This is a genomic window from Spiroplasma endosymbiont of Polydrusus pterygomalis (assembly GCF_964030825.1).
Taxonomy (GTDB): domain Bacteria; phylum Bacillota_I; class Bacilli_A; order Mycoplasmatales; family VBWQ01; genus Spiroplasma_E.
In genome coordinates, this window is record NZ_OZ034964.1 from 953,961 (window position 1) to 978,803 (window position 24,843).

Annotated in this window: 24 protein-coding genes; 8 read left to right on the forward strand and 16 right to left on the reverse strand. The window is 24.8% G+C overall.

Annotated features, from left to right (window positions below):
• Positions 1-146: 146 nt before the first annotated feature.
• Positions 147-1,091 carry a hypothetical protein gene (locus ACQH25_RS04795; protein ID WP_425380912.1) on the forward strand — a complete coding sequence of 315 codons (945 nt, stop codon included), beginning with the start codon at positions 147-149 and terminating at the stop codon, positions 1,089-1,091.
• A gap of 68 nt (positions 1,092-1,159) precedes the next feature.
• Here the strand turns inward: ACQH25_RS04795 and ACQH25_RS04800 are convergent, their stop codons facing one another.
• Both ACQH25_RS04800 and ACQH25_RS04805 read right to left on the reverse strand, forming a co-directional pair.
• A complete protein-coding gene (locus ACQH25_RS04800; protein WP_425380913.1) occupies positions 1,160-1,966 on the reverse strand; it encodes a hypothetical protein in 807 nt (268 codons plus the stop codon).
• A 236-nt stretch (positions 1,967-2,202) separates the two neighbouring features.
• Positions 2,203-2,301, reverse strand: coding sequence for a hypothetical protein (locus ACQH25_RS04805; protein WP_425381852.1), 99 nt, complete (start codon positions 2,299-2,301; stop codon positions 2,203-2,205).
• On the opposite strand from ACQH25_RS04805, the gene ACQH25_RS04810 reads away from it, so the two are divergent.
• Together ACQH25_RS04810 and ACQH25_RS04815 are read left to right on the forward strand one after the other, a co-directional pair.
• A complete protein-coding gene (locus ACQH25_RS04810; RefSeq protein ID WP_425381860.1) occupies positions 2,255-2,599 on the forward strand; it encodes a hypothetical protein in 345 nt (114 codons plus the stop codon). The two genes, ACQH25_RS04805 and ACQH25_RS04810, sit on opposite strands and share 47 nt — an antisense overlap.
• Positions 2,600-3,503: 904 nt before the next feature.
• Positions 3,504-5,648 (forward strand): ETX/MTX2 family pore-forming toxin, encoded by a 2,145-nt coding sequence (locus tag ACQH25_RS04815; RefSeq protein WP_425380914.1) that lies wholly within the window; start codon positions 3,504-3,506, stop codon positions 5,646-5,648.
• 510 nt (positions 5,649-6,158) lie between these two features.
• Here the strand turns inward: ACQH25_RS04815 and ylqF are convergent.
• The 6 genes from ylqF to ACQH25_RS04845 all read right to left on the reverse strand — a co-directional run bounded on the left by ylqF (position 6,159) and on the right by ACQH25_RS04845 (position 10,350).
• Positions 6,159-7,061, reverse strand: a complete 903-nt coding sequence (ylqF, locus tag ACQH25_RS04820) for a ribosome biogenesis GTPase YlqF (protein ID WP_425380915.1) — start codon at positions 7,059-7,061, stop codon at positions 6,159-6,161.
• Between the two features lie 84 nt (positions 7,062-7,145).
• Positions 7,146-7,511 carry a 50S ribosomal protein L19 gene (gene rplS, locus ACQH25_RS04825; protein ID WP_425380916.1) on the reverse strand — a complete coding sequence of 122 codons (366 nt, stop codon included), beginning with the start codon at positions 7,509-7,511 and terminating at the stop codon, positions 7,146-7,148.
• 3 nt (positions 7,512-7,514) lie between these two features.
• The gene (gene trmD, locus ACQH25_RS04830; protein WP_425380917.1) at positions 7,515-8,276 is read right to left on the reverse strand and encodes a tRNA (guanosine(37)-N1)-methyltransferase TrmD; all 762 of its coding nucleotides are present in this window, start codon (positions 8,274-8,276) and stop codon (positions 7,515-7,517) included.
• The gene (gene rimM / locus ACQH25_RS04835; protein ID WP_425380918.1) at positions 8,269-8,784 is read right to left on the reverse strand and encodes a ribosome maturation factor RimM; all 516 of its coding nucleotides are present in this window, start codon (positions 8,782-8,784) and stop codon (positions 8,269-8,271) included. Before rimM ends, trmD begins: the two co-directional genes overlap by 8 nt.
• A 173-nt stretch (positions 8,785-8,957) precedes the next feature.
• Complete coding sequence (gene rpsP, locus ACQH25_RS04840; RefSeq protein WP_425380919.1) at positions 8,958-9,329, reverse strand: 30S ribosomal protein S16; 372 nt, start codon at positions 9,327-9,329, stop codon at positions 8,958-8,960.
• 145 nt (positions 9,330-9,474) lie between these two features.
• Positions 9,475-10,350: a hypothetical protein gene (locus tag ACQH25_RS04845; RefSeq protein ID WP_425380920.1), complete on the reverse strand. Its 876-nt coding sequence runs from the start codon at positions 10,348-10,350 to the stop codon at positions 9,475-9,477.
• 213 nt (positions 10,351-10,563) lie between these two features.
• Between ACQH25_RS04845 and ACQH25_RS04850 the strand changes: the two genes are divergently transcribed.
• The 4 genes from ACQH25_RS04850 (at position 10,564) to ACQH25_RS04865 (ending at position 13,487) form a co-directional block, all read left to right on the forward strand.
• Positions 10,564-10,725 (forward strand): hypothetical protein, encoded by a 162-nt coding sequence (locus ACQH25_RS04850; RefSeq protein ID WP_425380921.1) that lies wholly within the window; start codon positions 10,564-10,566, stop codon positions 10,723-10,725.
• 22 nt (positions 10,726-10,747) lie between these two features.
• Positions 10,748-11,389, forward strand: a complete 642-nt coding sequence (locus ACQH25_RS04855) for a DDE-type integrase/transposase/recombinase (RefSeq protein WP_425380922.1) — start codon at positions 10,748-10,750, stop codon at positions 11,387-11,389.
• Positions 11,390-11,433: 44 nt separating this feature from the next.
• The gene (locus tag ACQH25_RS04860) at positions 11,434-11,622 is read left to right on the forward strand and encodes an integrase core domain-containing protein (protein ID WP_425381845.1); all 189 of its coding nucleotides are present in this window, start codon (positions 11,434-11,436) and stop codon (positions 11,620-11,622) included.
• A gap of 884 nt (positions 11,623-12,506) precedes the next feature.
• Positions 12,507-13,487, forward strand: a complete 981-nt coding sequence (locus tag ACQH25_RS04865; protein WP_425380923.1) for a hypothetical protein — start codon at positions 12,507-12,509, stop codon at positions 13,485-13,487.
• 131 nt (positions 13,488-13,618) lie between these two features.
• Here the strand turns inward: ACQH25_RS04865 and lpdA are convergent, their stop codons facing one another.
• The 7 genes from lpdA to ACQH25_RS04900 all read right to left on the reverse strand — a co-directional run bounded on the left by lpdA (position 13,619) and on the right by ACQH25_RS04900 (position 22,796).
• Complete coding sequence (lpdA, locus tag ACQH25_RS04870) at positions 13,619-15,118, reverse strand: dihydrolipoyl dehydrogenase (RefSeq protein ID WP_425380924.1); 1,500 nt, start codon at positions 15,116-15,118, stop codon at positions 13,619-13,621.
• 16 nt (positions 15,119-15,134) lie between these two features.
• Complete coding sequence (locus tag ACQH25_RS04875; RefSeq protein ID WP_425380925.1) at positions 15,135-16,415, reverse strand: dihydrolipoamide acetyltransferase family protein; 1,281 nt, start codon at positions 16,413-16,415, stop codon at positions 15,135-15,137.
• Between the two features lie 30 nt (positions 16,416-16,445).
• Entirely contained in the window at positions 16,446-17,486 is a 1,041-nt protein-coding gene (locus ACQH25_RS04880; protein ID WP_425380926.1) for an alpha-ketoacid dehydrogenase subunit beta, read from the reverse strand.
• 2 nt (positions 17,487-17,488) lie between these two features.
• On the reverse strand, positions 17,489-18,646 hold the full coding sequence (locus ACQH25_RS04885; RefSeq protein WP_425380927.1) for a thiamine pyrophosphate-dependent enzyme: 1,158 nt from the start codon (positions 18,644-18,646) through the stop codon (positions 17,489-17,491).
• 467 nt (positions 18,647-19,113) lie between these two features.
• Positions 19,114-20,106: a lipoate--protein ligase gene (locus ACQH25_RS04890; protein WP_425380928.1), complete on the reverse strand. Its 993-nt coding sequence runs from the start codon at positions 20,104-20,106 to the stop codon at positions 19,114-19,116.
• 8 nt (positions 20,107-20,114) lie between these two features.
• On the reverse strand, positions 20,115-21,254 hold the full coding sequence (locus tag ACQH25_RS04895) for an alpha/beta hydrolase (RefSeq protein ID WP_425380929.1): 1,140 nt from the start codon (positions 21,252-21,254) through the stop codon (positions 20,115-20,117).
• A gap of 39 nt (positions 21,255-21,293) precedes the next feature.
• On the reverse strand, positions 21,294-22,796 hold the full coding sequence (locus ACQH25_RS04900) for an FAD-dependent oxidoreductase (RefSeq protein WP_425380930.1): 1,503 nt from the start codon (positions 22,794-22,796) through the stop codon (positions 21,294-21,296).
• A 241-nt stretch (positions 22,797-23,037) separates the two neighbouring features.
• Between ACQH25_RS04900 and ACQH25_RS04905 the strand changes: the two genes are divergently transcribed.
• Positions 23,038-23,319 (forward strand): Rid family detoxifying hydrolase, encoded by a 282-nt coding sequence (locus tag ACQH25_RS04905; RefSeq protein WP_425380931.1) that lies wholly within the window; start codon positions 23,038-23,040, stop codon positions 23,317-23,319.
• Positions 23,320-23,811: 492 nt separating this feature from the next.
• Here ACQH25_RS04905 and ACQH25_RS04910 read toward each other — a convergent pair whose 3' ends face one another.
• Positions 23,812-24,759, reverse strand: coding sequence for a type I phosphomannose isomerase catalytic subunit (locus ACQH25_RS04910; protein ID WP_425380932.1), 948 nt, complete (start codon positions 24,757-24,759; stop codon positions 23,812-23,814).
• Positions 24,760-24,843 lie beyond the last annotated feature (84 nt).

Sequence of the window (24,843 nt, forward strand, 5' to 3'; positions counted from 1 at the left end):
AAAAGAGTAAAAACACAACATAAAATAATTTTTACATTATAATAGTGTTAGTGAGTTATTTAAGATAACATCTTTTTTGATATAAGATTATGAAAGGTAATATTCACATTTATTCTACTCTAGATTTAACTAAGGAGGTTAAAATAATGAAAAATATGAGAACATTATTAAAACTATTAGGGGCTGTAACTTTAACATCATTGCCAGTAACTACCATTATTGCTTGTGGAACCAAAGAAGATGAGAATAAAAAATTAATAGATAATGTATCAATAAATTTAGGTCTAACTGATAGTGATGGAAAAGGATTAAAAGCTATTGACATGATGTGAGATGGTAAGTATACACCAATTTTCACAATTGATGATAGTGACATCAACGCTACTAATCTACTAGAAGGTAATGTTACTACTGGTGATGCTAAAGCTAAAGATGAAGATAGTTTTTATTTTTTAAAATCTGTTTTACAACAAACAGTGAAAACAGGGACAACATTTGAAGATGGCATGTTTGATGCAGCTGAAGTTGCTAAAATTAAACATAAAGTAACTAATATACAAGTTGCTACTGCTAAAGTTATTGAACCAACTGATGAGGAAAAACTTATTATTAATGATGCAACATATCTTTTACAATTTTTTAAAGAAGATAATAAAACAAATTTAGGTGATCAATATCAAATCCAAGCAGTAAGTGGTACAAAGGCTACATTTAATATTTTTAGCACTGATAGTACAAATCCTGCTAAACTTAGTTATCGGGAATTTGTTTATTCAGGAAGTCCAATTCAAAATTTTTATGCTAATGCTAAAAGAGAGACTACTGTTGATAAATGAACAGTAGAAAAAACAGAAGTACCATTAATAAGCCATTCAAGAACTGATCAAGCTATTTGTTTTAATAACTTTGAAGAACTAATTGGTTGAAAAGCAAAATTTAATGTTGACAGTTATGAAAAAATTGGTATTGATCCAGTTCGTCTTGGATCAGGTGATAAATTAAAATTTAAGGTTACTTTAATAAAAAATGAAGAAACAATTTCTCTAAAATCAACAATAACAATTTCAATACCAGTTTCAATACCAAGTTAAGAAAAAATATTAATAAACAAATGAAGAAAAAATAATAATGATATTATTTAACTTAAATAATATCATTATTACTTTAATTTTTCTTCACTATTAATCTTCATTGCCGAAATTTGTTTTAATTGAAATTGTTCATGAACTATTGCTTCAAATTCTAAAACAACGCCTACTTTAAATTTTGCAAATGCTTCAACAATATATTTTTTATTATTAAAAATTAAAATCGCTAATTGATCAAAAACATAATCTAAAATTTTATTAGATTCTGGCTCTAAAGCAAGAGTACAAAATATTTGTTCATTTCTTAAATATTGTGATATTACTAATCCATTATTTAATTCATCAATTTGCTTTCATAAACTTGGTGTTAAAATAATTTTAGTCACACCATGAGCACAATATTTAATACCATCTATCTCATAAGAAAAACCATTATTAAAAATAATGGTATTCATTCCTACTTCTCGATAATTAATAGTATATTCAGTTGTTAATTCTGTAAAAATATTTTCTTTACCTACTCAGTCAACACTAACTTCCATATTTTTATTAACAGTAATAATAATCCCATTTTTTATTTTTTTATTTCACTGTAAAAATAGTTTTCATTGTTCAATAATAACAAAAACTATTTCATCAATTAACATATGTGGTACTACGGAATCCTCAGCTAAAACTGAAATTTTACTAACAATATTACTACTTAAAAAATTAGATAACAATGTCACTTTATTACTAATTTCTAACTTTCTATGTTTTTTATAAATTTTAATAATACGTTTGCATGTACTTTTTTTCAAAACTAATTTAGCAGTTCCTCGACGTTGGCTTGCAAAATATACAAATGCTAATAAATTATAACCAAATTTTCTTGCCATTATAATTCTCCTGACTATATTAAATTATAAATTAAAACTGCTTCACTTTAAAATAGTATAATATAATTATAACAGAACTAGAAAAGTTAAGACACATATAAAGTGATTTGTTTAAAATAAAAAGTTTAATTAACAAATTAATTAACGATATTTTCTAACAGGAACACAACTAGTACGATGAATAACACAAATACCATAAGTCTGTAATGCTAACTGATGACTTTTTGTGTAATATCCTAATTATGACTTTTAAAGCCATAATTAGGATACTGACTATCATCAGCAATCATGATGTTATCTCTTACCACTTTGGCAATAATTGAAGCACTAGCAATATTAAGTGATTTTTGATCACCTTTTATTATTGCTTCCACTTTTCTTATAAAATTAGAAAACTACGGTTGTTCAAAATCAACTAAACATACTTCAGGAATTACTTTTAATTTACTAAATGCTTCTATCATTCCTAAAAAACAAGTTTATAGGGGATCCCTTGCTACTTCGTTAGCACCCCACCCCCAAAGTTGTGGGATAAACCCCATGGTGCCACCAACCAATAAGATAGGTTTGCTCTATACTTTACTATTCAAAAATAAAACATCACTAAAAACAACAAATATGAACCAAATATAAGTATTTATAAATACTTATATTTACCATATTCATTTACTTTAATATAAATTAAAAACACAATTAAAAAATTTTCTAAATTTGAATGTTTAATTAAATATTCTTTGGTTTTAAAACTAAATTTATTTGATAATTTTATTTCACTAAACTTACATTTTACATTAGGAAATAATATATTTTGATTAAATATTTTCTATCTATTTTTATTTTTAAGTTATTTTCAATAATTTTTTCATTACCTGTTTCAATTAAGTTTATATAAATCAAATCTGACTTATGTGCAAATTCATTTTTTTCTAAATCCAATATTATATATATTTTAAATCATTATCACTAATATTTTAATACCAATAAAAAAACTAAAAATAAAAAATTAAGTAAACAAGAAAAAAATACAATAAGATTGTATCTAAAATTAGAATTAAAGTTGAACATGTTTTTGCTTGATTAAAAAGATTCAAAATTTTAGTAAATAAATGTAGAAAAGGTAAATTTAAACTTATGTATTTAAGATTTAACTTACTTTGTGAAATTTTTAATAAAACAAAACCTTTAAAATAAAAAAAGTGATTAAAAACCTATTTCACAATTTAAATTATTATTAAGTTAATATCAAATACTATTAACAATTTTTGTTTTTTGAATATAAAACTATTTTTAAAATATTTTTTTCAAAAAATATTAATTTCTATAATTAATAACACTAAATAGCTTAAAAAAATAAAATGAGTTTTTTCTTGACAATTTATTAATTTTAATTATGGAATATGTCTATTTTATTTTATTATAAAAAATAAAATAAAAGAGTAAAATTTAGATAGATAAAAAGAGTTTATTAAAAAGGTTTTTAACTCATCACTTAATGAAAAGTAAATGGGTTTTTATGTTTAAACGAAAGGTATTCAATATGAAATATTTTAATCCAAGTTATTGATTTAAATTGTGAGTACTAAGCATTCCACTTTTTAATGACAAAACACAAGGTATTAATGCTAAGTCAATTGATAATAATCAAAAGATTAAAGATTGAACTAGTAACAATACTAATTTAGAATTAATAAATCAAGAAATTAATTATACAAACTCAAGTACTAATTATCAACCATATAATTTAAATGAAATAAATCAAAATATTAACCCATTTTATCAATTATATTTAGATTCATTCTCAAATCAACAATCAGAAACAAGTACCCATAAACACCGGCACGAAAAAAGCAGAAATAAACAGAAAAGAAGTTTAAATAATAATGTAATTGATATTAAAATTGCTCCAACTGGAAGTATTTATTTTATAACAAGTACTGGTAAAGTTTATTTTATGAACAACTATAGTCGTTCTGTTGTACAAATTAATACACTTTCTGATTATTTTGTTAAAGATATAGGTATGGTTGAAAAAAATATTGATAGCAATAATTTACGTGCTGGAAGTGTGTTTTTCATAACTGATAAAGGGGTATACTTAGTACCACAACAAAATCATGATTGAACTTTAACTAAAATAAATGGTTTAGATAATAATGTAATTAATATTAAAATTGCTCCAACTGGAAGTATTTATTTTATAACAAGTAGTGGTAAAGTTTATTTTATGAACAACTATAGTCGTTCTGTTGTACAAATTAATACACTTTCTGATTATTTTGTTAAAGATATAGGTATGGTTGAAAAAAATATTGATAGCAATAATTTACGTGCTGGAAGTGTGTTTTTCATAACTGATAAAGGGGTATACTTAGTACCACAACAAAATCATGATTGAACTTTAACTAAAATAAATGGTTTAGATAATAATGTAATTGATATTAAATTAGATTTAGGAACAGTTATTTATAAGATAAACTTAGGAAGTATCTTTAATTATGATGATAAAACCATTTTAAATATTTTAAATTACTTAAACCCTAATTTAGATATAGGTCATTTAGAAATTTCGATAAAAGATGATATTTCAGCAACTATAAAAGCAAAAAATAATTCTAATAAATACACTGGTTCTAAAAAAATATATTATTCAATTAATGAAAATAAAATTATTAATTTGAATGAATTAATTAAACAAGCTTTATTTTTAAATTTTAGAGATAAAAACTCTTTTCAAGGTGATATTAAAAGTCTTAACTTAGAAAATTTATTTTATTCAAATATTGAATTAATTAAAAATAGTGAAATTGAAAAAATAAATTTTTTGGAAAATATTTGTTCTGGAAGTATAGAGTTTCCTATTTTATCACATGAACAAACTTATCATTCTCCTTCTTGTGAATATTCACAAGAAATAACAAGAAAATATGAAATTATAAAAGGACTAACTAATACTATTGGAATTCAAAATAGTAAAGAAGAAACAAATACATGAACAAGTGGTAACAGTAAAACAGAAATTCAAAATTGAAATTGGAATATAAACCCGTCCTTTACTATATTTGGATTTGGAGGAAGTATTGGAGGTGGGGGAAAAGGAGGAGAAACAAGTTCTACCAATGAAAATTCAATTTCCAATACTACAAGTTATTCAAATACACTTTCCATAGGAAAGAGTTTTGATTTATCAAATACAAATACACATGAACTCAAAGTAATTACAGAATTAACTTTTCCATCTCAACCAATTAAAATTTTAGCAAATGAACAAATAAAAGTTAGTATTGTTGTAAATAAAACTGCTAATAAAATTTTTTTAACTTTGAAACAAAAAATTTATGGAGAAATTAACGGTGTTATTTCATCTAAAAATATCGCAGATATAACATTAAATGTTTCTATTAAAGAACTAATGCAAACTTTACAAAGAAATAATCTTTTACCACCAGAAATCTTTATTAATGATAATGATAGTATAACTTTTAATGGAAAAATATTATTAACTGAAACGAAAAATAATTTAGATTCTAAATTAAATAGAGATATCATAAATACTCCACAAATTGTTAAAAAAGATGTAGAAAAGTGAAATATTACTTTTGCAAAAACGATTAATCAAAAACAATATTTACCACCAATAACTAATAATTCAAATTATGTAGCGAACAATATTACATTTTTATAAAACATTGATTCAAACCAAAATTATGGTTGTATATAAACCTTTACTTAAATAACAAAAACCACTTTTTAAAGTGGTTTTTGTTATTATAATTGTAAAATTAAATATAAAAGATACCTCAATATCCGCTTTGTTGACAATTTTAATACTTCTCCGAAGTTTATTGTTTTTAACAATATATTACATTTTAAATATATAAATGTATGTATAAAAATATTAAAATATATTTCAATATACAATAATACATTCTATAAAATCATACTCTGATTCTTTAAGTTTTTCCATAGAAACCTTAATAGCAATTGAGCAATTATCAATACCAATTCATTTTCGATTTGTATTTTCAGCAGCCAATAACTCGTTGATTTGAATCTTTTATTAACGGATGAGCACACAAAATTTGGTAAGAATAACAGCAGCAATAACAATTAGTCCAGCATTGCTCCACGGCCTACTTCATCAAAGCTAGCAATCAATGTTGATTGTGAATAGTTATCAATTTCATATCGTAACCTAGTTTTCATTAATTAAAACCTTAGGTGGTATTTCAAATGAAATTAAACCTAACTTTCCAACTTGTAAATCATTAATAAATAAATTCATAGCACGATGAGTATTATCTTCATTATTTACTAATTTCAAATGATACTTTTGTGCTAATTGTTTAAAATAAAAAAATAACGTTTCATCAGTAATATTATTAACATCAAAATTAATATTATAATATTTAACTAGTCTTTCATAATAATTTTCAAGCAAAAAAGTTAAAGCAAAATTAGCAATTTCTTCTAAAAATAAATGTTTTACCGGAATCGCTTTAATTAATGCTAAAATCATTACAACTTTTTGATCATTCATTTTTGGTGGCAAAATACCAGGACTATCTAATAAATCAATTGTTGAATTTAATTTAACCCATTGTTGACCTCTAGTAACGCCAGGTATATTAGCAGTTTGCGTTACTTTTCGTTGTAATAAATTATTAATAAATGTTGATTTTCCAGTATTTGGTAAACCCATAATTAGTACTTTAATTTTTGGATTAATAATGCCTTTAACTAACTGTTTTTCAATTTGTGGTTGCATTAAACTAGTAATTAAATTTAACAAATGTGGTTTAATTTTTGTTGTTAATGACTTTGCTAATAAAACAGCAAAACCTTGTTTTTCAAAAAAAGTAACTCATTGTTTAGTGATATTAGCATCAGCCAAATCAACTTTATTAAGTACAATAATTCTTACTTTTGTTTCTAATAAGCGATCTAAAAGAGTACTTTTTGTTGCTAATGGAGCTCGGGCATCTAAAATTTCAACAGCAACATCAATGATAGGCAATTTTATTTCAATTGCTTTAATCGCTTTCATCATATGGCCAGGGAATCAATGAATTTGATTATGGCTACTTTCATTAGACATTTTATACTCCCTTAATACACATTCTCTTATGCTATTATCATTTTAGAAAACCACCATCAATATTTAATAATGGTGGTTTAATTATTATTTAACAGCTTTTACTGTTTTAATTTCTTTAATTCTAGCAGCTTTACCACTTAATTTACGTAAGTAAAAAATACGTGCTCTTCTTACTTTACCTTTACGGATAACATTAATTTTATCAATTAATGGTGAGTGTAAAGCAAAAGTTTTTTCAACACCTTTACTACCAACAGTTTTACGAACAATAACATTTTCAGTAATTCCTGAACCCTTACGCGCAATAACTACTCCTTCAAACATTTGAATACGTTCTTTTTTATCTTCTTTGATTTTTGAAAATACTTGAATTGTATCTCCAGCTTTAAAATTAGGAAGATCATGATTTAATTGATTTTCACTAACTAATTGCATAATTGCATTTTGCATGTTTTATTTCTCCTTCCGTTTAGATTTTTTAAGTGAAGCTTTATATTCTTCAATAATTATTTTATCTTTTGTCGATAATTGATATTTTTTAAATAAATCGATTCTTTTTTTATAAGTGTTAATTAATGCTTGCTGATGACGATATTGTGCTATCTTCTCATGATGACCACCAATAAGTACTGCTGGAACTTTCATACCAAGTACTTCTTCTGGTCTTGTATATGTTGGATAATCCAATAATGAATTGCTAAATGAATCATTAAGGTGTGATTGATGTTGAATAACATTAGGGATCAATCTAGTAATACAATCAATAATAACCATTGCTGGTAATTCACCACCAGTTAATACATAATCACCAATTGAAAGTTCTTCATCAATATAAGGCATAACACGTTCATCAATACCCTCATAATGACCACAAACTAAAATGTAATTAATATTTTGTTGACTATATTGATAAGCTAATCGCTGATTTCATTGTTGACCTTGTGGACTAAGTAAAATTGTTTTAGCATTAGGACGCTTAAGTTTAACATTATTAATAGCATTAATTATCGGTAATGCTTGTAATACCATACCATTGCCACCGCCATAAGGAGCATCATCAACTTGTTGTTGCTTATTATCAGCAAAATTTCTAATATTAACAATATCAATACTAATTTGTTTTTTACTAATTGCTCTTTTAATGATTGATGTTTGCATAAAGTCATTAAAAGCATTAGGAAATAAAGTTATAATTGTAAATTGATTTTTAACCATTATTAATTAATCCTTCAATCATATTAAAATAAACTTTTTTTTCTTCTTTATTAATTTTACTAATAAATACTTCATTATTAGGAATGAAAAAGGTTTTATTATTAACCATTTTTATTTCTCATAAACCTTGATGATTATTATCAAAGAAAGCAATAACTTCTCCTAAAAATATATCATTACTAGCATCAAATGCCTGATAATGAAGAATATCTTGATAAAATCAAGGTAAATTAACATTAATTATTTTTTCAGTATTAATAACTAAGTGCTTATTTTTCATACTTTGTACTAACTCAATAGTATCATAATTTTCAAAAGTTAATAATAGAAATTGTTGATGATTTCTTACCCTAGTAATACTTAAAGGTATCAACTGCTTATTTTCTTCTAAATAAACTGTTGTTTTCACTGCTCATAAAAATTTTTTACCATAATAATTACATAAAACTTTAACTTCACCACGTAGACCATGTGTGTTAACAATAGTACCTAACTCTAAATATTTCATTTTAAAACCCATTATTTATTAATTTAATAGCATGATTTTCTAAATACGCTTTATTTTCAATAATTGTTGACAATGCTTGAATCATATCTTTTTTTATCAAAGAAAATTAGTTCAATTAATTATACCAATAATGTTATATAAATATTAATCACTTCATTAAATTGTCAAAATATTTAAGTAACAGGTGCTTCTTCTTTTTTTAAAGAAGTTTCATTACCTATTTTATTTTTTACAGTAACTTTTTTAGTTATTTTTTTAGGATTACTATGTTTTCTACTTTGTTTCAAATTATGAAACTTAGTCATAATCCCTGCTGCTGATAATAGACTACGAACAGTTTCTGTTGGTTGGGCACCATTTGACAAAAATTTTAATGCTTTTACTTCATCAATAGTTACTTGCTTCCCTTTGTTTGTTGGATTATAAGTACCTAATTTATCAATATATTTACCATTAAGCTTTGTTCTTACATCAATGGCAACAATTCTGTAACTAGGTTGCACCGATTTGCTTTTTCCTGTTGGTATTAAGCGTAATTTAACCATAAATTACCTCCTTCTATTAATTTGTGGCACATAAACCTTTTTAATAGTATCCTATTCAAATGATGATGTCAAATAAAAATACTTAACAGATAAAAAAATTTAATATTGTAAAAATTAAATAGTTACCAAAATTGGTAACTATTATTTATATTTTTAATGAATCTGATTTTTTAATATTAATTGCTGGTTGAAAATTTGAATAATCATAATTATTAGAATAAGATCATTCTTCACTATCACTATTTGATTTTGACTCAAAACCACTATCTTGTGAACAAAATGAATTTCTAGGTTTACTTAAAGGTACAAACATTTCTTTAGCAAATGCTTCTTCTGCAATTTCACATTCAATTTCATCCTCAATACTTTTTACAGATACTAAATCATTAACTTCTGCTTTTAATAGATCAAAATCTGCAATAACATTACTTATTTTTAGCAAATCTTTCTGAAATTGAAAATCAATGTTTTCTTTTATTTTCTTATATTTTTGTTTTTCTGCATTTAATTCTTTTATTCAATTATCATTATCAAGTTTATTATGCTTTAATCTTTGTTGTTGAATTATTATTTTTTTATTTCAATCGAAAAAATTTAAACTAATAATTTTAAGAAAAGTATTTTTTCATTTACTAATTTTTTTAATTTCTAATTTTTTAATATTTTTACTATAATTACTATTAATTCTTAAACTATTGTTAATATCTTGATCATTTTTTTCTAAAAGTTTTTCATGTTTTTCATTTTTATCAACATATTTTTTTTGATAACTTTCTTTTGCTTTTTTTATTTCATTAGTAAAATAAGAAAGACATTCTTCATATTTTTGTTTTTCTTCTTTAGTGATTTCTATTTTTTTAAAAGATTCATTATTCATTTTTTGAATTAATTCGACATAAATTTTTATATTTGCTTGCTTTTCAAAAAAATAATATTCTTCAAGTAAATCGATACCTTTAAAATCATCTTTTGGACTTATTTTTTCAATAAATTCATTTATATTAATTAAACAAGTATTCATTGTATTCACCTCTTGATTTTTGATTAAAGCCCATTTCTTTTAAAAATTAAAATAAATGGGCTTTAATGCTGATCTTGAATTTATAATTAATTATTAACATACTTTTTATTATTTTGCAAATTTTATTAACACTAAAAAATGTAGATTAGACACATTTTTTGGACTAATAAAAGTTTTTATAACTTTATATTATTAGTTGAGGTGTAGTTTAAAATGAAATATTTAATTAATAATGCTGATTTTACTAAATTTGATTATAAATTTAACAAGTTTGTAGAAAAGTATAAAAATGATAAAAATATTAACAAAGTTAATATTTATTATCGTAAATTTAGAAAATTTTGTTTTATTTTTAAAAATAAAAAATACTTGTAAAGAAATAATTTCTCAATTACATATGCCAAAGCAAACTTTTTATTATTGAGCTAAACGTTTTTATGATATTTTCTACAGAAATAAACCTTTTGCAGAATTATTATTTAAATCAACAAAACCTAAAAATATTAAATATTTCTATAATTTGGAATTATCAGAAAAATTTATAAATTATTTTGTTCAGTATCAAGAAGAGTTTGGTATAGGTGCTTTTCAATTTTGTTATTTAATAAGACATATTGATGATATTAGGTTTAATTTTTTGCCAAAACCCTCGATTAAAACTATATATCGTTGATTAAAACGTTTTGGTTTTTATTCACAAAAAACTATTAAGAAAAAACATTTGAGATATGAAGTAAAAGAAACTGGATTATTGCAAACTGATATTAAAGTAGTATCAGATTATATAACAGGAAGTAAAAGATGATATATTATTGATTTTATTGATGAAAAGACTCGAATTACTTATTGTTATCCATCTGAACAAGCACAAACCAGAGATATTGTAAATGCTACTAAAAATGCTTTAAATTTTTATGAAAAATTGGGAATTAAAATTAAAAGAATTAGAACTGATAATGGTAGTCAATATACTAATACATCTTGTGGAAAACCACAAAGGAATCGTTGATTTACAAATTTTTGTAACAAAAAGGTATAGTTCATGAAACTACACCGTTTAGATCACCACAAAGTAATGGTAAGATTGAAAGATTTCACAGAAATTGAAGTAATTTATTTGAAATAAAACCATATTTAAATAGTGATTTTAGTTTATTTCAAAAATTAGTGAATTCTTTTCAAGAATATTATAACAATTCTAAACCACATAAATCATTACGATTAATGACTCCTATGGATTATTTTGATAAACTTTTATTAGATGGAAAATAGTCCAAAATGTCTGTACTATTTTATATATTAACACTAAAAAATAATAATTTCAAGTAATAATTATCTTTAAAAATTATTTTTTTATTACCATTAATAATAATTTCCAAAAGTAAAAACTTTCAAATATTATATGTTAGAATAAGTATACAAGATTCACAATATCACATCTTGTCCTATAAGTATTTAACTAAGTTTTAATTATAAAATTAATATTTAAATAATGAGAGAATATAAACATTTATAAAAAACTTGCAAAATAAAATTATACTTATTTAAAAATTATTAGGGTTCTTATTTAAAGAATTTGAGATAAAATATAAGCATTACTTCAATTTTAAAGTATATGTTGATGTTATAAAAACATAATAATAGTAACTACTTTAAAATCACTATTTTTTAGTTCATTTTAAAAAATATTAAAATTAGTAATTTTTATTAAAATTAAAAAAAGTCATTTATAATAATAAAAGATGAAAAGAGATAACCAACTTTTGAAATATTTTCTAATTAAGTTATCAAACTATAATTAAAAGAAAGTTAGGCGCCAAATAATGTTAATTAATAAAATAGTTAATCAGTATATCATTAAAATTAGTAGTCTTTTATTCAAATTCTATGTTAATAAAAACTTAACTGTTAAGCAAAAAAGAATACAGGATTACTTAATCTCTTAAAATCAATAGATAATTTGAAAAGTATTAATTTAAAATTTAAAGTTAATAATCACTCTTTTTTTGGCTTGTTTTAAAAAATATTAAAATTGGTAATTTCTATTAAAATTAAAAAAAGTCATTTATAATAAAAGAATAAAAGATAGTTAACTTTAAAAACGCTTTTTAATTAAGTTATTAAAACTACAAAAAAAGAAAGTTAGGTGCCAAATAATGTTAATTAATAAAACAACTGATGAATGTATCATCGAAACTGGGGGTGCTTTATTCCAATGTTTCGTTGATACAAATTTAACTGTTGATCAAAAAAAAATGTGTATAAATTGAATTATTTCATTTTTAAATTATCAAGATGCTGTTATACTATGTGATGAACAAAAAATTAATAGTTTACAAAAAGAACTTGCAGAAACTTTCACAACAGATTATTATAAAAATGCCTTAAAAGAGTTTAATAATGCAAATCTTATTTATAAAAAAACTACGCTTACTAACTTTAGAAATATGTATTTGGAAAACACATCACAAGATATTATTAATAATATTACTCAATTTCACGAATCATTTAATAAAACAATAAATCAGCATAAAAAAGCAATGTCTTTCTGAAACTTAAATAAAATATCTGAAAATCTTTTCTTATTATTTTTTGTAATTCATTATCATCTTGGCTATCAATTTAAACAAGAATTAATGCTAATCATTAAAAGTTTTACTAATCTAGTTAAATTTCCAATTTATATTGAACAAAATGATAGTCATGTTAAAATGCCATTAATGCAAAAAATCTTACAAGATAATGAACAATTATTTGAAGATCTTGAATTAATTCAATTAAGAAATTTCATTCATAGTTTAAATGACATATTTGCTAATGGTGTTAATATTAGTAGTTCTATTGAAAAATTAATTTTAACTAGACCACATCGAATAAAACATTCAATGAATATGTTGTTAAAAAAACATGGTATTAAATTACAAGAAATACTTTGAAAAAACAATCAAGAAGGTAATCCTACTATTGGTAATATGATTATGCATTTATTTGCTTATGAAACATATTATGTTCAAAGAAATCACAACTATGAAACTTATGAACAATTAGTACTAAATAATGTTTTAATCGATCCTCTTTTCCAAAAAATATTTGCTGAATATAAAACAAATAATGAAATTAATAAAGTTATTTCATAAAAAGAGCATTATTTTTTATTTATATAAAATTAACTTTAAAATAAAATTATTAAAAATATCGATTAATTTAAAATATTAAAATCAGATAAAATGCTACCAAAATTTTGGTAGCATTTTAGATATTAATTAAATTATTTTTTATTAACTTTATATCATTCTAGTTCTAAATCTTGTGCAGCATCCATGACTACTTCTGACATTGTTGGATGTGGATGACAAGCAGAAGCTAATTCAACAATAGTACCTTCTGTTTGCATAATGTTAACAATTTCAGCAATTATATCAGTAGCTGTTGAACATAAAATATGAGCACCTAAAATTTCTCCATAGTTTTTATCAATAATGATCTTAACAAAACCATCAGTTTCACCATCAGCTAATGCTTTACCATTAATACTAAATGGTATTTTTTTAACTAAATATTCCTTATTTAAAGACTTACATTCCGTTTCAGTTAATCCAACACTTGCTACTTCTGGAAATGAATAAATACAATTAGGCATTTTATTGTAATCAACTTCTTGTTCTGTTAATGGCAGATCGTAACCATCATTTCTGCCTTCTTTAACTAAAATATTATTAAGAGCTGCTAATCCTTGTGTTGATGCAACGTGAGCAAGCATTCTTTGACCATTAGCATCCCCAATTACATATATATTATCAATAACGTTATTATTAGTATCCAAAGCTTCTAATTTATTATTTACAGCAAAGGCTTGATTAGGTTTAATTTGAATTCCTAAATTAGTAAAGCCTGCAGTAACTGGGGTACGACCGGTACTTAATAAAAAATAATCACTAGTTACTGTTAATGGTTTTTTATGTTCTTTATCAGTTGCAGCATAATATGTTAATGTCTTATCCTTTAACTCATTAACACTATGACTAGTAATAATCTTAACACCATTTTTTTCAAGAATTTTAGTTAAAGTGGTACTAATATCTTCATCTAGTAATGATAAAATACGATTTGCATATTCAATAACAGTAACTTTGCTACCAAGAGTACTAAATAAAGCAGCAAATTCAACACCAATAACTCCACCACCAATAATAGTTAGTGTTTTTGGTACTTCTGTTAAAGAAAGAATTTCAGTTGAAGTCAACAATGATTGATTCATTTTTAAGTCTTTTTCACTTAAACCTTGTGGACCATCAGGATTATCAAACATTTTTACTTTTGAACCAGTAGCGATTATCATATATTTAGTAGTATATTTTTTTTCTTTACCATCTTTATCTTTCACTAAAATTGTATTTTTATCAATCGCACTACCAATCCCTAATAATTGTTCAACTTTATTAGATTTCATTAAAAAGCCAACACCACCAGTTAAAGTTTTAACGACGCCAGCTTTACGGTCTTGCATCACTTTTCAATTAATTTCAATATTTTTTTTATCTTTAATAGTAATACCATATTTATCACTATCTTTATCAATATAATGATAAACTTTAGCATTTTTTAGTAATGTTTTAGTAGGAATACATCCGACATTTAAACATACTCCTCCTCAGTTACCTTTTTCAACAATTGCTGTTTTTAAACCCATCTTTGCTGCTCTTGCTGCTGTTACATAACCACCCGGACCAGCACCAATAATTATTAAATCAAAATCATAGTTAGACATATTTTATATTTTCTCCTTAAGCTAAAATTAATGTTGGATTCTCTAATAACTCTTTAAGTCGAGACAAGAAATAGCCAGCAGGGGCGCCATCAATAACACGATGATCAATTGAAAGTGATAATGGAAAAAATTTATGTTCAACAATTTTACCATCAACAATAACTAATTTTTTTTGCATCATTCCTAATCCTAAAATTGCTACTTCTGGATAATTGATAACTGGTGTTCCCATTTCAATTCCTGCTGAACCAAAATTAGTAATAGTAAATGTTCCACCTTGCATTTCTTCACCTTTTAATAAACCTTTACGAGCTTTATCACCTAATGAATTAACTTGTCTTGCTATTTCAAATAATGAAAGTTGATCAGCAGTTTTAATTACAGGAACTACTAAACCTTTTTCAGTATCAGCTGCCATACCAATGTTGTAATATTTTTTAATAAGAATTTCATTATTAGCAATATTTAAAGTCGAATTAAGTAATTTAAAGCGTTCTTCTTTTAGTGTTTTGGCAACAGCTTTAACAAAAAATGGCATAAATGTTAATTTAGCACTACCATCGGGATCTTGTGCTGCTGGTTCTTTTAAAATTGTACGTAATTGTACTAAGTTTTCAGCATCAACATTAATCATTAAACTAACATGTGGTGCTGTATAAACTGATAATGACATTTGATTAGCAACGGCTTTACGGATACCTGATAATGGTACGTGCTCAACCTTACCAAAACTTTCAATTTTAGTAACATTAATACCTGGTGAACTAATAGTTGCAGCAGCAATTGTAGTTGTTGAATTAATCGGAGTTGTTGATGTATCAGAACTAGTTACCGGTTGATTATAAGCTAATAAATCGGATTTTAAGATTTTACCCTCTCTACCACTGCCTTTAATTTGTTTTATATCAATACCCAATCTACGAGCCATTACACGTACTACCGGCGTTGATAATACTTTACCTGTTTGTTGGGTAGGGGCAGGTTGTTCAATTTTTTTTGATGATGCAACTGGTGATTCAGGTTTTATAACTGCACTTGATGAAGATGAAGAACTTTTAGTATCACTAATTTCTCCTCCCAGTTCAATAATAACAGCACCTGATTTAATAGTATCTCCTTTTTTAACAAGAACCTTAGAAACTATACCATCTGCTTCTGCTATAATACTACCAGAAGCCTTATCTGCTTCAGCATCAATAATATTATCACCTTTTTTAACATTTTGACCTTTTTCAACATTAACTTTAGTTACCGTAACTTCATCATAACCATCCATATCTTTAAACTTTAATTCCATATTTTCACTTTCCTTCCTTTAATAAAACAACTAAAATTGATAATTCATCATTGCTTTAACTTTTGCTATAATTTTATCTGGACTAATTATAAATCATTTTTCACCTTTAGATAGTGGCACAGTAATATCATATCCTGTTAGTCTGGTTGGAGGACATTCTAAATATTCAAAACACTTTTCATAAATAACAGTAACAATTTCGGCAGCAACTGAAAACGAACGAACAGCTTCTGATACAACTAATAATTTTCCTGTTTTTTTAACAGAATTAACAACCGTTTCTTCATCTCATGGTTGTAATGTTTGTAAATCAATTAATTCAATTTTAAGATTTTCTTTTTCTGCTAAAATCTTAATAGCAGCTTCACAATCATAAACTTTTGAACCATAAGTAACGATTGTTAAATCAGGTTCTGCTTCAGCACTATATTCGGTAAGAACTTTAGCTTTACCAAGGACAGCAACTTCATAAGCATCACTAACTTCTTCTCTAACATCATATCTATAATTATTACTAGTATAGCTATTAAAATAAGTTCCTAAACACTCTAAGACAATAACAGGATCTGGACTTTCAATTGCTGCTAATAATAATTTTTTAGTATCATTAGGTTTTGAAGTCATTACTACTTTTAAACCAGGAATATGACAAAATAATGCTTCAATTGCTTCTGAATGATGTTCTAAAGCACCATTATTACCATTATTTCAATCATATGAAGGCATACGTACAACCATTGGACAAGTGAATCGGCCACGAGAACGATTTCTCATTCGTGCGGCATGACATAGTAACTGTTGAAAAGCAGGAAAAGAAAATCCTGAAAATTGCATTTCAATAACAGGATTTAAACCATTGATGGCCATACCAACAGCGCTACCAGCAATAACTGCTTCAGCAATTGGTGCATCAAAACAACGATTAATACCAAACTTTGCTTGTAAACCCTTAGTTGCACGAAAGACACCACCAACATTACCTGCATCTTCACCATAAACAACAACATTAGGATTTTTTTTCATTGCTAATTCTAAAGCTAAGGTAATAGCTTGTACATTATTTCTTTTCATAATTATTTTTTCTCCCCTTCATTGAAGAAAGCTTTAGCTTCTGCTTTTTGCTCAATTAATTGTGGCGTTAATTTTTCATATGTATAATCAAATATTTCATCAATCGAAACATTTTGATTTTTTAATGCTCAAGCAATGGCATCATTAACCTGTTTTGTAATTTGTTTTTCTAATGCTGCTTGTTTTTTATCATCTCAAAGTTTAATTGATTTTAAATATTCTCTCATGCGATCAATTGGATCTTTTTTTAATCATTCTTGTTCAATTTTAAAATCTTCCACAGAAAAATAATCTTTTTTAATATCAAAAGCAGAGTGTGCATTTTGACGATAAGTAACAGCTTCAATTAATGAAGGACCATTACCTTTTTTTGCTCTTGCAATAGCTTCTTGCGTTGCATGATAAACAGCAAAAAAATCATTACCATCAACACGAATATTAGGTATCCCATAAGCACTTCCTTTTTGTGAAAAAGTTGGGCTCATTGTGGCTTTAGCAGTCGGGGTATCTAATGATCATTGATTATTTTCAATAAAAAAAACAATTGCTAATTTATGAATAGCAGCAAAGTTAAGCGCTTCAGCAAATTCACCCTCAGAGGTACCACCATCGCCAATAGTAGTAATAACAATTCCTTTATCTTTTTTATATTTTTCAGCAAAAGCAATTCCTGCTGCATGTGAATATTGAGTAGCAATTGGAATATTAACTGGTAAAATATTAACACCTTTTGGCATTTGACTTCCCATTTCATTTCCTAATCAATATTGAATTACTTTTTCAACTGGATAACCAGCGGTAATTCAGGCTGCATTATTACGATAAGCAGGCACTAATCAATCAATACCTGAACGTAAACAAGTAGCATAGGCTACTTCAACACCCTCTTGACCTCGCGAAGATAAAAAGTTAATAACTTTCCCTATTACTTTTGGGATACCATTTACTAATTTTACTTGTCCCTTTTCATCTTTTTCATAATTTAATTCCATCTGCATTTGTTCTTGTATTCGAGAAAAGCACATATTTTCATATGCTTTTAATAAAATCTTACTATCAAATTTTTTCAAATAATCAACGAATTCAGGATTAATTTTTCCCTTTTCATTTAATATCTGAAAAATTTCTTTTTGGGGATTATCAAATTTCTCAATTCACATTTATACTTTCCTCCTAGATATTTTTAGATAATTGCAGTTATATCTTTAATTATACTAATTTTTAAAATAATGAATGAACATACCACTTCATTATACTACTAATAATGATTGGTGCAAGATAATTTATACCAAAAATATAATTTTATCTCTATTTTTATTAACTACCTAAAAGACAACAATTAAATCTATTTATAATTTTTTAAATCAAACTAAAACTGTACAAAAATATATTGATAGAAACTTAAAAAATATATTAGTATTTTAAAATAATAAAATTTATAATCTATAAACTAAATAAAATTAACCTATCAATATTTTACGTAATGAATAAGGAAATAAATTTAACTATTGTATCAAATCAAGCAGCAAAAAGTAAAAAATAATGCAGTTTTAATAATTTAATAAACAAATTTTAAAAAAGTGCTAATAAGCTTTAGCACTTTTACTATAAAACATAATTTCTTTGGTTATTTAATAATACTACTAATAATTTCTTGCTTAACAAAATTATCACCAAAAATTTCATTAATATTAGTATTTTCAATAATATTGGTAATTGTTTCTAAATTATATTTTTGCTTTGTTAACTTTTTTTCTAAACTAGCAGTTCCTGTTGAACCTAGAAAATCACCATATATTTTAATATTTTCAATAATTCCTGCTTTAACATTCATTCAAACATGAATTGTGCCCTTACTAGGAAAAAGTGTTTTATGTTTTAAATCAAAATCTGGTGAGTTACCATAAACCCAATCTCAAGTTCGATATTTATCATTTGCTAATTTTTCAATATCAGAAATCATTTTTGGCGAAAATTCCATAATCTTCGTATTTTTTGTACTTTTTAATTGCTCAATAATTAAATTTTTAAATTGATCAATTGTTATTGGTGGATTTAATAATGGTAAAATATTTGTTATTCGTGCTTGGACAGATTTAATACCTTTTGATTTTAATTTATCTAAATCAGGTTTTAGCACTTTTGGCAACATCTCCATATCAACATTAAAAAGAATAGTACCATGATGTAAAATTCGATTTTTATATGTATATTGAGCATTACCCGATATTTTTTTATCATCAACTAAAATATCATTTTTACCACTAAATTGAGCATTTAATCCCAGACTTTGTAAAACATTAACAATTGGTTTTGTAAAAAGAGCATAATTACGAGCATTATCTTTATTTTTATCAAAAATAAAAGTAAAATTTAAATTACCTAAATCTTGGTAAACAGTACCACCACCAGATAATCTTCGCACAACATTAACTTTTTTTGATCTTACAAATTCATTATTAATTTCTTCAATCGTATTTTGATTTCTACCGACAACAATTGTATTATTGTTTTGTCATAATAATAAAATTTCATCGGTAATATCACGATTAGTAATTAAATATTCTTCAGCAGCTAAATTAAAATATGGATCTTTACTATTATTAATATAATAAATCATTATTAATTTTATTCTCCTTTATCTTCAATTTTAGTATTATTAGTTCATTTATTAACAAATTTTAAAGTAATTTTGCAATACATATCATAATTGGTAGTAATAGAACGAATATGTTTAGCAAATGGCACAATTAATAAATCACTTCTTACTTCTTCTTCATATTTTATTTTATTATAATACATCTTTTGTGCCATTGTCACTGGTACAGTTTCATCATCATTACCATGAATAAATAATACAGGAATTGTCGAACAATATTTAAATTTATTAATAGGATTAATACTGTTAATCTTAAATTTATCTTTACTTTTAAAGAAAAAATTAACACCAAAATAAAATCAAAATCAATGAAGTTTAAAATACTGTTTACCCATAATTTTAATCATATGACTAAAACTATCAAATCCACAATCAGCAATGGCACATTTAACACCAATACTACTAGTATCAAAACGTGAGATTGTTTCTAAAATAGTACTAGCACCCATACTATTACCAGTTAAAATAATATTAGATGGTTGGTTAAGATTAGAAACTTGCAAATAATTATTAAGACTGACAATAACAGTATACAAGTCATCAGCTTCTTTATTACCAAAAGTAATTGCATCATCACTGTTATTACTACCATGACCTCTTGTATCATAAGTTACAACATTATATCCTTGATCATAAAAATATTTTGCTAAATATAAAATACTGTAACGATTTTGTTGTCAACCATGAGTTGCAATTACTCATTTATCATTTTTATTAGGTTGATGATTATCAATAAAGAAAGCTGATAATAGTTTATTATCATAAGTAGTTATTGTTATATCTTGTGGTTGCATCATGTCTCATGTCATATCATCAATCAGTAACTGTGGACAATTTTGTAATTCCATATCATGATTATAAAAATCTAAAGTATTAAGATTAATTTTAAGATAATTTGGGTTAGTACTTTCTCCAGTTCGTTGAAAATTTTGCATAACATTACGCATCATTAAGCCAACAAAAAAATTAGTAATTAAAAAAGGAATAACCCATAATGGAAAAGTAAATATTAAAATAATTTTTAATCATCAAGCAATTTTATATTTACTTTCTTTAACTGGTAAAATCATTCTTGCTCTCAGTTTTAAATATTGTTTATTACTAACCATTATGTTTTATTCCCCTCAAAATTAATTTGATAAGGCAATCTATTTTTTCTTACCCTTTAGATATGGATCTGGATATGCAATGTCTTCTTTTGTTAAAATCCCTGTTGCTAAAAGTGCTGCTGCAGTAACAAAATTATAAGGTTTATTAAAATGTGGTAAGAAATACATATCAATTAATGGTATTTCATCAATAGTAACTTTTTTCAATATTGCTAATGAGAACATGGCAATTGTTTCTGTATGATCATGAGTTGAGCCAATTTCAGCGCCAATAATACGACGAGAACTTTTTTCTCATACAATTTTAATTTTTACTTCATGATTTTCACTCATAAATGGTGGAAATACTGTATCTTGATAAAAATATGCTTCTACATTATTATTTCCTAAAATTGCTTTAGCAGAAAGTTCTGATAAACCAGTAGCACATAATTTTCAACCAAAGACAGCAATGGCATTAGTTCCCTGTACACCAGGAAAAGCAATTCTTGTTTTAGGATTAATTTTAGCAATATTTATCCCCGCAATTAAACCACTACGGACAGCATTAGTTGCTAAAGCAATATTAACATTTTTATTTCAAGCATTTGAATGAATATTAATACAATCACCAATCGCATAAACATTAGGATCTGAAGTTTGAAAATATTCATTAACTTCAATGGCTCCACGTGGATCTAACTTAAGTTGTGATTTACCATTCTCATCTTTTAACACAGCAGTATTTGGTAAAAAACCAACTGCCATAATTACTAAATCAGCTTCATATGTTCCTTTATTAGTTTTTACTTGACTTACTTTATCATTTTTAATGATAAACTCTTGTAAAGTTTCTCCTAATTGTAATTTTATTCCTACTTTTGTCATATCTGCTTCAACATCATTTGTAAATTCTTCATCATAATAACGAGGCATAATACGATCTTCAAAATCAATTAATGTTACTTCTTTTTTATCTTTATAAAAAGCTTCTACTAGTTCAATACCAATATAACCAGCACCAATCACTACTACTTTTTTTACTTCTGGTTTACTTAAATGACTAATAATTTCTTGTGCATGTTGGTATAGTTTAGATAAATGAATACCATTTGTTAATTTAACACCATTTAAACTATCTTTAATAATAGCACCATCTTTATGAGCAATTAAACCAGGAATTTCTTTGCCACCTGGATTTAAGATTGGCCATGAACCAATTCCTAACAGCAACTTATCATAACTTTCAGTAACTTCTTCCTTAGTTTCTAAATTTTTAATAGTAACTGTTTTAGCTTTACTATCATACTTAATCATTTCATGTTTTTCTTTAATCTTAATACCTAATGCTCTTAATTTTTCAACTGTGGCATAAAATAACCCTTTTGGATCAGTAAATTCTTTACCAACTCAAAGGGCAATTCCACATCCCAAAAATGAAATATTATCATTACGATCATAGGCAACCACTTCACTATTTGGATTAGTTCTCATAATTGCTTTTAGTGCAGTTGTTCCGGCATGATTGACACCAATAACAACTATCTTTTGTTTTCTTTCCATGCTAAATCCCTCTCTTACTTTTCAACTTTTTTTTGTAAGCACATAATATATATTATTTTATCACTTTTTGGTTAATAGTTAAAAATCTTTCTTGAAAGTAACACTATAATATTACTAATTGAATATCTTAAAATACCATTAGCTATTGGCATTAATATATTATCAAAATTATTTATTAATATTTGTCAGTCAATGATTTCTTTAAAATATATATTTTAATTTAAATTTAATAGTTAAGCACATGTGCGATAGTAAAACAGGTAAATTTGTTGGTAATGATATTGCTTTACAAACGAAACAAAGCTTATTAAACATTAAGGCAATTTGTGAAGCTGCTAATGTTACGTTAAACCATATTGTAAAAGTTAATATTTTCTTAAAAAACTTAAATCACTTTGTTGAAATGAACAAAATTTATGGAGAAATATTTGGTGAACATGTTCCAGCAAGAGCTGCTGTACAAGTTGCTAAAATTCCTAAAGATGCATTAATTGAAATTGAAGCAATTGCTTATTTAAAATAATTTTTCTAAATTTTATTTTTTTATTGCATATTCAAATTTTTAACTATAAAATTAAGTCAAGATTTATTTAGAATAAGTACTTTAAAATTAAAAAAAATTATTCATAAATGATATTAGTAACATAAACTAATATCATTTTTAATGATGCATTACTACACTTTCCAATTTAATATTCTTACTACAATTTCACACTTTTCTCAAAATTCTAAATATTTTATACTTAAAACAATAATAAAATACATTCTAAATAAATCTTACCTAATAACAATAATAAATATATTAATACCAACCAACTAATACTAACATAATAACTATTGAATTTAAAAATTACTATTAAAAATAGTAACTTTTTTTAATAAACATTTGCGATAAAAGAATAAAAAAACTATATATTTTTTCATATGAAAGTTGAATATTTTATATGATAACTAATACCCAATCAAATTATTAATAACAAACTAATCTACTCTTTTTTAGATATTAATTGTTTTATTAACAATAGGCAATCATTAACAACATCTCTCCCACTAAAGAAAAAACATTGTAACCATTTGTTAAAATAAATGAATCACCTTTTTTAATATTATTATCATCAATGATGCCATTACCATCTAATACTGAAATTTGTAATCATCTAGTATTAGGATAACTATATTGTTTTTTTCCAATATTAACTATTTTAATTAATTTAAAAAAACTATTATCGACTAAATAATTATCATGAGCACTAGCTTCACTACTATTTTTATCAGGAATTAAAACAATTTCTGATGCTTCTTGTAAATGCAACTTTCGTAAATTTCCAAATTCATCTTTACGATCATAATCATATAAACGATATGTAATGTCTGATGATTGTTGCAATTCAAAAACGATAGTATGTGCTAATAGACCATGAATTTTTAATGATGGAACATAAATAAATTGATCTTTTTTAATTGGAACATATTTTAATAATTTATTTCATTGTCCTTTTTCTATTCATTGCTTAAACTGTTCTTTAGTTTTAGCATTATGACCTAAAATAATTTTAGCTTTTGGTAAACAATCCAAGATATATCAACATTCAGTTTTGCCTAAAAATTGATAATTTTTTTTTGCAAATTCATCATCAGGGTGAATTTGCACACTTAAACTATCATTAGCATCTAAAATTTTTGTTAACAATGGATATTCTTTATTGATAATATGACCTGTACTATCAATATTACCAAATAAATTTGGGTATTGTTGAAACAAATCTGCTAAACTCAATCCTTGATACTTACCATTTAAAACATAACTCATACCATTAGGGTGCGCACTTACTAATCAAGCTTCACCAATTGGTGTGTTTTTTGGTAAATCAAAATTAAAATTAGTTGCTAATTTTTGGCTACCTCATAATTTGCGAATAAAAGCAGGTTTTAAAAAAATTATCTGTGATGTGCTATTATTCATATTCACTCTCCTAAATTTTAGTTGTCTCTTTTAATTAAACTTTACTTTTCACTTTTTTTGATTTCTTATTATTAAATATTTTCA